This window comes from Pandoraea horticolens (genome assembly GCF_902459555.1).
Classification (GTDB): Bacteria; Pseudomonadota; Gammaproteobacteria; order Burkholderiales; family Burkholderiaceae; genus Pandoraea; species Pandoraea horticolens.
Genome location: NZ_CABPSM010000011.1, coordinates 105,302 through 117,396 on the forward strand (window position 1 = coordinate 105,302; position 12,095 = coordinate 117,396).

Sequence of the window (12,095 nt, forward strand, 5' to 3'; positions counted from 1 at the left end):
CGCGTCGCAGGCACCCTGAGCCCCCAGCCAGGTTTTTTCACAGGGCAGTGACCTTTGTCCGGGCCTGCCCCGCAATCGAAGATTTCACGAGGTAGTCATGAGCCAGCCAATCGCTGTGACCCGCCAGACGTTCGACGACGTGATGGTGCCCAATTACGCTCCTGCCCAGATGGTGCCCGTGCGCGGCGAAGGCTCGCGCATGTGGGACCAGCAGGGTCGTGAGTATGTCGATTTCACCGGCGGGATCGCGGTCAACGCGCTCGGCCATGCCAATCCGGAATTGGTGAAGGTCATCGAAGAGCAGGCGCGCAAGGTCTGGCATATCGGCAACGGTTACACCAACGAGCCCGTGCTGCGTCTGGCCAAGGCACTCACCGAGGCGACGTTTGCCGATAAGGCGTTCTTCTGCAATTCAGGCCTCGAAGCCAACGAAGCCGCGCTCAAGCTGGCGCGCCGCTATGCCTACGATCACGCTGCCGCGCGTGGCGGCAAGGAAAAGAGCGAGATCATCTCGTTCTACAACTCGTTCCATGGCCGTTCGCTCTTCACGGTCAGCGTGGGCGGTCAGGCAAAGTACACCGAAGGTTTCGGCCCGATTCCCGCCGGCATCATGCATTTGCCGTACAACGATCTGGAAACCGTAGAAGCGACGATTTCCGACGCGACGGCCGCCGTCATCGTCGAGCCGGTGCAAGGTGAGGGCGGTGTGCTGCCGGCCGATCCCGCATTCCTGAGGGGGCTGCGTGCCCTGTGCGACGAGCACGGCGCGCTGCTGATTTTCGACGAAGTGCAAACGGGCGTCGGCCGTACCGGCACGCTGTACGCATACGAGCAATATGGCGTGACGCCGGACATTCTGACCACCGCCAAGGCGCTGGGCAACGGCTATCCGATTGGCGGCATGCTCACCACGAGCAAGATCGCGGCGAGCTTCTCGCCGGGCACGCATGGCTGCACGTACGGCGGCAACCCGCTTGCCACGGCCATCGCCGGGCGCGTGCTCGAACTGATCAACACGGTCGAGACGCTGAACGGCGTGAAGGCGCGTCACGACCATTTCATCAAGGGCATCGAGGCCATCAACGCGCGTCATGGCGTGTTCGAGCAAGTGCGTGGCATGGGGCTGCTGATCGGTGCGGTGCTCAAGCAGACCTACGCGGGCCGCGCGAAGGATATCGTGGTGGAAGCCGAGAAGAACGGCCTGATGCTGCTGGTGGCCGGGGGGGATGTGGTGCGTTTCGCACCGTCGCTGAACATCCCGTTCGCCGACATCGACGCCGGCCTCGCGTCGCTGGAAACGGCGGTGGCAACGGTCGCCGCGACGGCGAAGGCGGCCTGACGGCACCTCATTCACCTCGAACTGAGCCGTAGCGCGCAGAACCTCGGGCCGGACCGGCGGATGACGTCGCTCCGGCCCTTGTTTCACCTACTTCGCCGGATGTGCCCATGACCCGTCAATCGAAAATGGCGACTGCCCCCCACGCTCCGACCCCGGCGGCATCGCCGGACTCGCCGGACGACGGCGCGGCGACGTCGTTGCGCGTGGTTCGTCTGGCGCAGCCCGGCGATCTCCCCGCCTTGCTGAAGCTGGCCGCACTGGCCGGGCCGGGCATGACGTCGTTCAAACCCGATCAGGCCGCGCTCGAAGCACGTCTGGCCCGCGTTGCCGCTACGGTGCAAGGGCACGCGCCCACGGGCGAGCAGGGCTATCTGTTCGTGATGGAAGACGTGCAGACCGGCGAGATCGTGGGGGTGTGCGGACTGGAAGCCGCAGTCGGGCTGGAGCAACCGTTTTATACGTATCGCAAGGACACGATCGTGCATGCGAGCCGCGAGCTGAATGTCTGGTCGCGGATGTTGACGCTATCGCTCTCGAACGACCTCACCGGCCATAGCGAACTCTGCTCGTTGTTGCTCGATCCGTCCTGGCGCGGGTCCGGCAACGGCGCGTTGCTGTCGAAGGCGCGTTTCCTGTTCATGGCGCAGTTTCCCGAGCGCTTTGGCCCGCACGTATGCGCCGAGTTGCGCGGCTATTTCGACGACGAGGGGCAGAGTCCGTTCTGGCAGTCGCTGGGCCAGCGTTTCTTCAAGATCGATTTCGATCAGGCGGACTACCTCACGTCCATCGGCAAGAAGTCGTTCGTCGCCGAACTGATGCCGAAGTATCCGATCTACGTCGACTTTCTTTCTGCGCAGGCGCAAGCCGCTATCGGCGTGACGCACCGAGACACGCTTCCGGCGCGGCGTTTGCTTGAGCAGGAGGGCATGCGTTCGGGCGCCCACGTCGACATTTTCGATAGCGGCCCCGTGCTCGAAGCCCGTGTCGCCGACTTGCGCGCTGCCCGCGACAGCCGGTATCTCAGCGCGAACATCGCGCCGAACCCCGGCGAGGAAAGCAGCCCCGCGCCGGCGGTACTGAACGCCGAGCCGTATCTTGTCGCCCGCCTCGCCCTGGATGGGTTCCGCGCCACGTTGGTCACAGGGCGTCCCGAGCGGCGCGCGTTCACCCTCAGCCCGCTCGCGGCGCAAGCGCTTGGCGTCAAGCAGGGCGATCGCGTCCAGGTGCTGCCGCTCAAGCCGCCGCGTGCCGAAGCGGTGTGAGCCTCTCCGGTATCCCCCAACGCTTGCCGCATCGTCAGAACTGAAGCGTCGCCGTCACGGTGTCTGTGTAGACGCCGGCAGCCGGTGTCGATTGCGACGGCACGCGCGCGTAAATCGGGATGAACTGCACGAGCCCGTTGCCCACGCCGGTCAGTTGCGACGTGCCCGAGGTGCCATCCCCCCAGATGGTGGCGTAGCCGCTGTCCAGGTAGAGCTGGTAGCTGACACTGCTGCCCGTCGGGCCGGTCATGCTGCGTGATGTGACAGTGCCCAACAGCCCGCCAGACAGGCTGACGCGATACGCGTCGTTGTTCGTGCATTGCACCGTGAGCTGGCCGGTGCCGGTGACGGGGCTGGTCAGCGCCGATTGCGTTGCGAAGGTGATGTTGGCGGCGGCGATGGTGCAATTGTTGATGACCGTCACGTTCGCGTTGAACGGCGTGCCCGGTACCGCAGTCATGGCACTGCCGCAGGCGGGGGCAGGCGATAGCGCGGCGTACGACGCATATTGCAGACTCGTGTCCCCCGGTGCGAAAGCGTGCGTATAGACAGTGTTGCTGCTGCCGGACGTCGGCACGGTCGTCTGCGCCGCTGCAATCCTTCCGTAGACATTGACGTTCTGCGTCAACGTGCCGCCGAGGAGCGGGCGAACCATGGTCAGGGAGATGACGCCGCCGGTGGCGCTCCCCCAGGGACTCGAGAACGTTGGGTCGGTGAAAAGTCCGAAATTGATGGCGTTGCCCGCGTTGGTGAGCGTGAGCGGCTGACTCACATTGAGCGCGAGACAGAGCTTGACGTTGGGATCGCCGCCGAGCACGGGCCACGTGCATGAGACGGGGACGGTGCCGGTTGCCGAAATGGCGGCGCCGGAGATCGGACTGAACGCCGCGAACGCGAGCGTTGGCGTGCCGAGCGTACAGGTCTGCGCTTGCGCACTTGCGCTCAAGAGCGCGAGGCCGGTGGCCGCTGCGCCGCGCTGCGAGATCTGCAAAATCCACGTCGCCCATGTCATGAGTGATCCTCCTGTGCCGAAGGCGCGGGTGACGAGGGCTCATCCAGCGAGGTCTGCGCGGGACGCTCGTCGGCGAGCGTGCCGAAAGCCATGCACTCCAGCGGCCCCACGCGGCCAATCCGGCCCTCGGGTGGCGCGGCCCAGTCGAACGAAACCCGGCACCGCTGGTGTGCGTCGCGAGATTCGAGGGTATTGCGCGGTTCGAGGGCGTCGATAAAGACTTCGCCGTCGTAGCCAACCACAGTCACGACACCGCTTTGCACATGCCGCACGGAAGTACCCGGGCGCAACGGCCGGCCTGCCGTATCCACGAGCGTGACCAGCGCCGCTTGGTAGCGTCGCATGGGGAAGTGCACGAGTATGCCGCTGCCGGCTTGGGGCGCGACGCGCCGCTCGGTCGTAGCGACTTCCAGATCGGCCGGCAGGTGCATGGGGTCGATGTCGATCCGCGTTGTTTCGAAACCATTCAGATCCGGCACAAGGAAGTAGCCGCGCGAATCCGTGAGGCCGATGGGCACCGATTCGCGGAGTACCGGTACGTCGGCCTGACCATCGGCGCTCACCAGGGCGAAGGCATCGTAAGTGCGCCGCACGGCATGCACGCTGTTGTCCATGACGACGACTGCACCGGTCATGCCGAGCGAGGCGCCTGTCTGGTGTCCCACTTGTTGAGCGAGCGCCGAGATCTGGCCGTGGCGCCCGAGATACTGCAATTCGCCTTGCACGGTGCGCTGCGAGAAGGCATGCCCCCCGAGAACTTGCCAGCCCCAGCCGCCGCCGTAGTCCGGGGTACGGGTGGCGCCCACCCACGCTTGTGTCTGCCCGTCCTGCTGATTGAACGATGTGTTCCCCAGCGTGCCGCCGCCAAGCAAGACACTGAGCATGGCAAATACGCCATGAGCGCGGCGGCGGGCGAAATCGCGAAAGCCGCCGATAGAGAGCATGCCGCGTGTGCCCGCAGGCAATGACAGACTCGCCGACAATACGCGGGTCGCCGGCTGGCGAGGCGTGCGTTGGGCGAACCAGGCGAGCGAGGCGGTGCTGCTGCGTGCGAACGGCACGGAAACGCTCACACGATCGCTGGCATGAGGGGCAGGGACGCCGTCGAGCGATGCGATATCCCGGTAACGTCCTGCCGTCCGAATGATCTGGGCGTCGATGCCGAGGCGTCGTGACAGGTATTGATAGCCGGCGCTCCACTGACTGCCCGTGCCTCGGCCACCCGACACGGCAGCCGACGCGCTGACGACACCTGCGCGGCCGAGCGCTATCAGGACACCCGCACCGCCCAGGGCAAGCCGCCGTCCGGCCTGCGCCTGCACTTCCACTGTCAAGGTATCGGTCGCGCCGTAGCGTGCGGCAATCGACGCGACGGGGTAACGGCGATAGGAGAACGAGCGCACGCCGTAATCGTCGCGCGGAAAGCCGGCTTCCACAGAGAAACTCGACAGTCCGGGGGCAAGCAGCCGAGGGTCGATGTAGAGCGGAACCGTGGTGACCTGCTCGCGCCCGAGCGCATCGCGTGTCACGACGCTCGCCTGCAAGTCGCCGGTGAGCCCCGGCGTCTCCTGAATCACGAATGGCCCCGGCGGCACGCGGCCACCCATGCGTCGCACGCCGTCGAGATACAGATCCACCGATGACGGGACCACGGCGCTGCCATGCAGCGCGGGAATGGGAAACGTGACGAGATCGGGGCGCAGGCTGAAATTGCGCCGCCATTGCAGACCGGCGATGCGCAGGGAGCGCGTCCAGGAGAGGGAGCCGGTGATCAGGTCGCCTGCCGTCCAGCTTGTCAGACGGGCCGGATCGTCGTGTTGCCACCAGGTGTCGTAGCGACGGTATCCGCGCCGCCACGGAGCCTGCTCGACGAGGCCCGTCTGGCGCACCGTGCCCCCCGGCCAGAAGCCCCGGACTTCGCTCCAGACAGACGCCCGCGTGAACCGGTCGCGCTGCACGTAGCCGTCGTAGTTGATGAGCACGCCTGTGCCGGACGTCGCGCTCAAGATGACGGGAGGCGGACTGCCGAGTCGATACGGTGTGAGCCACGCATCGCTCACTTGCAGCGAGAGCGTCTGATGCGCGGCGTCGTAGGTTGCGTCGATGCCGTCGAGCGCATCGAGGGCGACTTCCGTGCCGTCGGCCTTCGGCAGGCGGCCGCGGATCAACCCGAGCGCACGCAGATCGCCTGCGCGCACGAACCATCGACCCTGTCTGCGATCGACGGGCACCAGTTGGTCCGTCGACTCGCCGTTCACGATCACTTCAAGGACGTAGCGCCCGTCGAGCCGGAAGACGCCGCCGGTGCGCGGCGGCATGACCGTGGCTGCGGCCGAGCGCATGGTGTCGTCGAACCGTGTCGTGCCTGCGACGTCTTGCGCCGGAGAGCGGCCCTCGCCCGCGGTCACGGCGGGAGACGCTGCGTGCACGTCGCCTGTCTTGCCCAGCGACGTGATGGCGAATGTCATCGTGGTCGCGATCGCCGTGGCCACGGCGCCCGACGCGGCCTTTGTCCACCGGGGCAGGGCAGAGGGGCGGGCGCGGCGGGCGGAGGCGACGTTGGGGGCGCGGCGTACGCGAACACGGCTAGCGCTCGCCATCCGACGCCGGGCTGGCGGCAAAGCGCATCGGTACCGCGTCGATGCGCGACTCCACCGTAAAAGGGGCAATGGGCCGGGTGCCAGCGGGCCAGCGCAGGGGGAAGCGCCGCGTTTGCCCGGCGAGGACATAGCCAAGCAAGCCTCGGGCCAATTCGACGCTACGTCCGGAGGCATCCAGCACACGCGTTGCGCCGATCTGCGCGTGCCGCTCGCCGTCGTTGCGCACCTCCACTTCGCCCTGTGCCACGCGCACGTCGAAATGCAACGAGGGCGCCTGCGCATCGCGGGCTTGCACGAAGACCGGCAGCGAATATCGCAGGCGGATCGAGACGCCATCGGTAACGGCAGCGTCGGCTGACGGTAGTTCGTCAACCAGTAACCGGTAGCTCCGCTCGTGGTGTTCGGGCTTTTGCGCCACATGCACGAGCCGGACGATCTGCCGCTCACCAGGCTCGATGCGCACGATCGGCGGGCTGGCAATCAGCGCCTCGGTCGGCGTCAGGACATTATCGCCATTGCGTTGCGTCCACGCATACAGGCGCAACTGGCCGTGAATCGGCAGACCGCCGGAGTTGCCCAGTGTGAGCGTGGTGGCAGGCTGCGTGGGCAGGATATTGACGATGACCGGCGAGACTTGCAGCGTTGCACCGTTACCGTCGGTCGCGTAGAAGGCGAGCAGGGCGACGAATGCGCCGCCGCAGGCGTAGGCCGTGGGACGGCGCACGACAGGTCTCGAAGGGTTCATGTTCGATCCCGCGTTTTAGAAGTACACGGTCGCCGTGACCGTCGACGAATAGACGTCCGGCGCGGGCATTGTGGCCGACAGCGTGGCCTGTCCGTAGACGGTATACGTCTTCAACGTCCCCGTGCCCGAGTCGTTCAGGGTGTTCGTGCCCTGCGTGTTGCCCCACGGCGTGCCGTAGCCGGAGTCCTGAAAGAGGTCGAACGGAATCGTGGCGGTATTGCCCGTGAGTGTGCCGGCGAGCAGGCGATTCGTCTCCGTCGAGCTGGGTACCGTGCCGGCGTTCAGGCCGATGTTGTAGCCCGTCGACGCCGTGCAGATCACCGTGAGCGACGACGTGCTCGCCACCGGGCCAGTCGCCGATCCCTGAACTGCATTGAACGTCATGGGCGTGGTGGCAATCGTGCAGCCGGGAAGGATCGTCAACTGCACCCGCATTTGCGCCGTTGCCGACCCATTCGAATAGACGGCGGCGTGCCCCGGTGCAGCTTGACTGAGTCCGTAGACAATCCACGAAAAGGCCAGAAAGCGCAGCGATCGGTTCATTGTCGTTCTCCTTTGGAGTCCTACTTGAGGTTACGGTGATACGACGCGAGAACTACGTAAATGACGGCGATGCTCGCGCCATTTGAAGACGCTTCTTACGTAGTTTATGAAGGCGTTTGCCCGAAATGCCCGAGGGTGCATGGCTTTCGGAATCTTCCTATTGATTTGCCGGGCTGCCGCACATCGGGTGTCGCTGACATACGCGCAAAGCGCATGCTTCGTGATCACGCAGTGCGCACGATGGCGTGAATTGGCAGAGGGAATGCCGGACATCGCACGTCGCATGCGACCGAGTGGTGCGGTACCGGACGGTCAACCTGGCGCAGATTTCGATGAGAACGGGAGGAGAAACGCGAAGCAGTGTGATGTCAATCAAAGTGAGTGTCGATGGCACAAGCAATCGCACATATTTCACTTGATCTCGCAACAATGCAGTCTCTAGAATGACTTCCAGAAGCGCACCGGGCGCCAGTCATGCCATTCGTGTGATAGGACGGTCGTTGCGCGTGTTCGCTACCTGCGGATATTTCACGAGAGGGATGCCATGCTCAGACTTCTGTCGAAATACTGGTGGTTGCTGGTGTTGCGCGGCGTGCTGGCCGTGATTTTCGGCATCGCGGCGTTTGCGCTGCCCGGCGTGACGATTGCGGTGCTGGTGCTGTGTTTCGGCGCGTTTTCATTCGTCGACGGTATTTTCTCGCTCGGCGGCGCATGGAGTGCGCGCAAGGAGCATGCCGATTGGTGGCTCCCGCTGTTGCAGGGCATTGCGGGCATCGTCATCGGTGTCCTCACTTATCTCAACCCGGCGTTGACCGCCGTTGCATTGCTTATCTATATCGTGGCCTGGAGTTTTGTTACCGGCGTGTTGCAGGTGGCCGCCGGCATCGCGTTGCGTCGCGAGGTCGAGGGCGAACTGTGGGTCATTCTCTCCGGTGTGTTCAGCATCCTGTTTGCCATCTTCATCATGTGGCAACCGGGCGCGGGTGCGCTCGCGCTCATCTGGGCCATTGGGTCGTGGGCCATCATCTGGGGCGTCTTGCTTGTGATGGCGGGTTTCAAGTTGCGGGGCGTCACGCACGGCGCGTCGCAGGCACCCTCGGGACATCTGCGGTCGTAGTCTGGCTGCGGTGCCGAGTCTTGCTCGTTTTCCTTCGTCCGCGCGGGCGTATGTCACGCCCGGTGCCGACGGCTTTTCCCCGGCAGCCTGCAGGTTGCCAGACGTCAGGAGTATCAAATGGCTCTAAACCATACGCGTAACACCCTCGGTGAGAAGATCCGCATCGAATCGGTCAACCTGCTCAATCGCGGATTGGTCAACGGCATCGACGTTCAGCGTCAGGCCAAGCAGGCGCACTGGAACGTCCATGGACCGAGCTTCATCGCGCTGCACCTGTTGTTCGACGAGGTCTACGAGGCGGCTATCGAGTGGGCCGATCTTTGTGCAGAACGTCTCGTGGCGCTGGGCGGTGTGGCCGACGGTCGCGTGCAGACCGTGGCCAAGAAGACCGAGTTGGCCCCCTACGAGAACGAGTTCAAACGCGGTCTCGATCACGTCGCCGCACTCGCCTCGGCACTCGCGGCGTACGGCGAAATCATTCGCGACCTGATCGACGCGTCGGCCAAGGCCGAGGACCCGACCACGTCGGATCTCTTCACGGAAATCTCGCGCGGCGTCGACCTCTATCTTTGGAAGGTCGAAGCCCATCTGCGAGGCGAATGATCGAGATGTCTGCGGGTGCCCGTCCGGGTGCCCGCTCGCCTTGCCGCTAGTACGATTGCCCGCCTGGCGACAATGAACGCGCGCGCCTGCCATGTCCGGTGCGCGCGTTTGCACGCCTTCCTCTCGCCCCTGCCGGAGTCGCTATGACCACCCGTAATCTGAGCCAGATGTTCCTGCCGAAATCGGTCGCCGTGATCGGCGCGTCCAATCGCGAGCGACGCGTGGGTACGACTGTGCTGCAAAACGTCATCGACGGGGGCTTCAAGGGGGATATTTATCCGGTCAATCCGAAGTACTCGACGCTCGCGAATCTCCGCTGCTACCGCGACATCGCCTCGCTACCCCAAGCCCCCGATCTTGCCGTGATCTGCACGCCACCGGCGACGGTGCCCGATCTCATCAGCGAACTCGGCGAGCGTGGCACGCGCGCCGTGGTGGTGCTGACCTCCGGGCTCGCGCGTGAGCGCGATCGTCAAGGTGTGACGTTGCAGGAGCGCATGCTCAAGAATGCCAAGCCGCACGTGCTTCGTATTCTCGGCCCGAATTGCATCGGACTGCTGAGTCCCTGTATCGGATTGAACGCCAGCTTCGCGCACATGGGTGCGCGCGCGGGCAAGCTCGCGTTCGTATCGCAATCGGGCGCACTCACCACGGCCGTGCTCGACTGGGCCGATGCCCGCGAAATCGGCTTCTCGCATTTCGTCTCGCTGGGCGACAGTGCGGACGTGGACTTCGGCGACATGCTCGACTATCTGGCGAGCGATCCCGGCACGGACGCCATCCTGATGTACATGGAATCGATTCGCGATGCGCGTAAATTCATGTCCGCCGCACGCTCGGCGGCGCGCAACAAGCCCGTGGTCGTCATCAAGTCGGGGCGTGTGCCTGAGGGGGCGCAGGCGGCGGCCTCGCACACGGGGGCGCTGGCCGGTTCGGACGACGTCTACGACGCGGCCATTCGTCGTGCCGGCATGTTGCGCGTGGATACGACAGATGAGTTGTTTGCCGCAGTCGAGACGCTCGCCCGGCTGCGCCCTTTCTTCGGCGACAAGCTGTCGATCATGACCAACGGCGGCGGTGCCGGGGTGATGGCGACCGACGCACTCGTGCTCGATGGCGGCAAGCTCGCCCATCTGAGCGACCACACGCGCGACGCCCTCGATGCCGCGTTGCCCAAGACGCTCGGCCGCGTCAACCCGGTGGACATCGGTGGCGATGCGGATCTCGAACGTTACACGGCCACGCTGGCGGCGCTGTGCGAAGACCCCGAGACGGCGGCCGTGCTGTTCATTCAGGCCCCCACGGCGGTCATGCCGAGTCTGGACGTGGCGAACGCCCTTGCAGCGCTGCCCAAACCGTCGAAGAACGTATTCACCTGCTGGCTGGGCGGCGAGACGGCCGAGCGCGCACGCCGCATTTGCCGGGAAGCCGGGCTGCCGACATACGACACGCCGGAGAACGCCGCACGGGCGTTCCTCGAGGCCGTCAACTATCGACGCAACCAGTCGCTGCTGATGGAAACGCCGCCGTCGATTCCGCCGGGTTTTGCGCCTGACGTGGTGCGTGTGCGCACCATCATCGACAGTGCGATGCGCGAGGGGCGGGCGTTGCTCTCCGAGCCCGAGGCAAAGGGCGTGCTGGCGGCATATGGCATTCCGGTGGTGGAGACGCTCGTCGCGCAAACGCCCGAGCAGGCGGGGGAGTTGGCGCAAGGCATAGGCTTTCCGGTCGCCGTCAAACTGATTTCACCGGACATCACGCATAAGTCGGACGTCGGCGGCGTGGTACTCAATATTGAAACGGCCGAGCAGGCGCGTGAGGCGGCGTGCCAGATTCACAAACGCGCACTGGCAGCGAGGCCGGATGCGCGCGTGACCGGTTATTCGGTGCAGCGCATGGCCAATGGGGCCGAAGCGTTCGAGTTGATCGTGGGTGTGGCGACCGATAGCGTGTTCGGCCCGATACTGTTGTTCGGTCAGGGCGGGACGGCCGTCGAAGTCATCGCCGATCGCACCATCGGTCTGCCGCCGCTGAACCTGAACCTTGCGCGCGATATGGTGGCGCGTGCGCGCGTGTCGAAGTTGCTCGCGGGCTATCGCAACCGGCCGGCGGCCGATCACGAGGCGATTTACCTCACGCTCGTCAAACTCTCGCAACTGGTGTGCGACGTGCCCGAGATCGCCGAGCTGGACATCAATCCATTGTTCGCCGACGCCCAAGGGGTACTCGCGCTCGACGCCCGCATCGTGGCGCGCGCACCCGCATTGCCGGGGCATGGACGTCTGGCGATCCGCCCGTATCCGCAGGAACTCGAAAGCACGGTCGATGCAGGCGGCAAGCCGGTACGTGTGCGTCCGATCCGGCCGGAGGACGAACTCGCGTACAACGTGTTCTTCCACACGCTCACGCCGCAGGACGTGCAGTTTCGCTATTTCGGTCTGATCAAGGACCTGTCGCATTCGCAGATGGCGCGCGTCACGCAGATCGACTACGACCGTGCGATGACGTTCGTCGCCACGGAAAAGGACGAAGCGGGCAATACGCGCCTGCTCGGCGTGGTGCAGGCGCTGGCAGATCCCGACAACACGCTGGCTGAATTTTCGGTGACGGTCAGCCCGGCGGCGCAGGGGCGTGGCCTCGGGCGAGCGCTCATGGAACACATCATCGACTACAGTCGCAAGCGCGGAACTGGGGAACTCATCGGCTATGTGCTCACGGCAAATGCGCGTATGCTGACACTCGCTCGTCATCTCGGATTTGTCGAAGACAAGGAAATGGAGGCGGGCGTTCTTCATATCCGGCTGCCGCTGCAACAGACGGCGCAGGCGCAGGAGGCGCGCAGGGGGTGACGGTGCTTGGCCGGCACGTCTCGCG

9 protein-coding genes are annotated in these 12,095 nt (G+C 65.0%); 5 read left to right on the forward strand and 4 right to left on the reverse strand.

Annotation, left to right across the window (positions count from 1 at the left end):
* The first annotated feature begins 97 nt into the window (after positions 1 to 97).
* Both PHO31112_RS17995 and astA read left to right on the forward strand, forming a co-directional pair.
* On the forward strand, positions 98 to 1,339 hold the full coding sequence (locus tag PHO31112_RS17995) for an aspartate aminotransferase family protein (protein ID WP_150621728.1): 1,242 nt from the start codon (positions 98 to 100) through the stop codon (positions 1,337 to 1,339).
* A 197-nt stretch (positions 1,340 to 1,536) separates the two neighbouring features.
* Positions 1,537 to 2,601, forward strand: a complete 1,065-nt coding sequence (gene astA, locus PHO31112_RS18000; RefSeq protein ID WP_174995779.1) for an arginine N-succinyltransferase — start codon at positions 1,537 to 1,539, stop codon at positions 2,599 to 2,601.
* 34 nt (positions 2,602 to 2,635) lie between these two features.
* Here astA and PHO31112_RS18005 read toward each other — a convergent pair whose 3' ends face one another.
* From PHO31112_RS18005 to PHO31112_RS18020, 4 genes are all read right to left on the reverse strand, one after another.
* Positions 2,636 to 3,613, reverse strand: a complete 978-nt coding sequence (locus PHO31112_RS18005; protein ID WP_150621730.1) for a Csu type fimbrial protein — start codon at positions 3,611 to 3,613, stop codon at positions 2,636 to 2,638.
* Positions 3,610 to 6,081: a fimbria/pilus outer membrane usher protein gene (locus PHO31112_RS18010; RefSeq protein ID WP_174995773.1), complete on the reverse strand. Its 2,472-nt coding sequence runs from the start codon at positions 6,079 to 6,081 to the stop codon at positions 3,610 to 3,612. Before PHO31112_RS18010 ends, PHO31112_RS18005 begins: the two co-directional genes overlap by 4 nt.
* A gap of 118 nt (positions 6,082 to 6,199) precedes the next feature.
* On the reverse strand, positions 6,200 to 6,958 hold the full coding sequence (locus PHO31112_RS18015) for a fimbrial biogenesis chaperone (RefSeq protein WP_150621732.1): 759 nt from the start codon (positions 6,956 to 6,958) through the stop codon (positions 6,200 to 6,202).
* 15 nt (positions 6,959 to 6,973) lie between these two features.
* Positions 6,974 to 7,501, reverse strand: a complete 528-nt coding sequence (locus PHO31112_RS18020) for a Csu type fimbrial protein (protein WP_246178342.1) — start codon at positions 7,499 to 7,501, stop codon at positions 6,974 to 6,976.
* 544 nt (positions 7,502 to 8,045) lie between these two features.
* Here PHO31112_RS18020 and PHO31112_RS18025 point away from each other — a divergent pair.
* The 3 genes from PHO31112_RS18025 to PHO31112_RS18035 all read left to right on the forward strand — a co-directional run bounded on the left by PHO31112_RS18025 (position 8,046) and on the right by PHO31112_RS18035 (position 12,070).
* Complete coding sequence (locus PHO31112_RS18025; RefSeq protein ID WP_150621733.1) at positions 8,046 to 8,618, forward strand: HdeD family acid-resistance protein; 573 nt, start codon at positions 8,046 to 8,048, stop codon at positions 8,616 to 8,618.
* A 117-nt stretch (positions 8,619 to 8,735) separates the two neighbouring features.
* Positions 8,736 to 9,221: a DNA starvation/stationary phase protection protein Dps gene (gene dps / locus PHO31112_RS18030; protein ID WP_150621734.1), complete on the forward strand. Its 486-nt coding sequence runs from the start codon at positions 8,736 to 8,738 to the stop codon at positions 9,219 to 9,221.
* Between the two features lie 143 nt (positions 9,222 to 9,364).
* A complete protein-coding gene (locus tag PHO31112_RS18035; protein ID WP_150621735.1) occupies positions 9,365 to 12,070 on the forward strand; it encodes a bifunctional acetate--CoA ligase family protein/GNAT family N-acetyltransferase in 2,706 nt (901 codons plus the stop codon).
* The last annotated feature ends 25 nt before the right edge of the window (positions 12,071 to 12,095 follow it).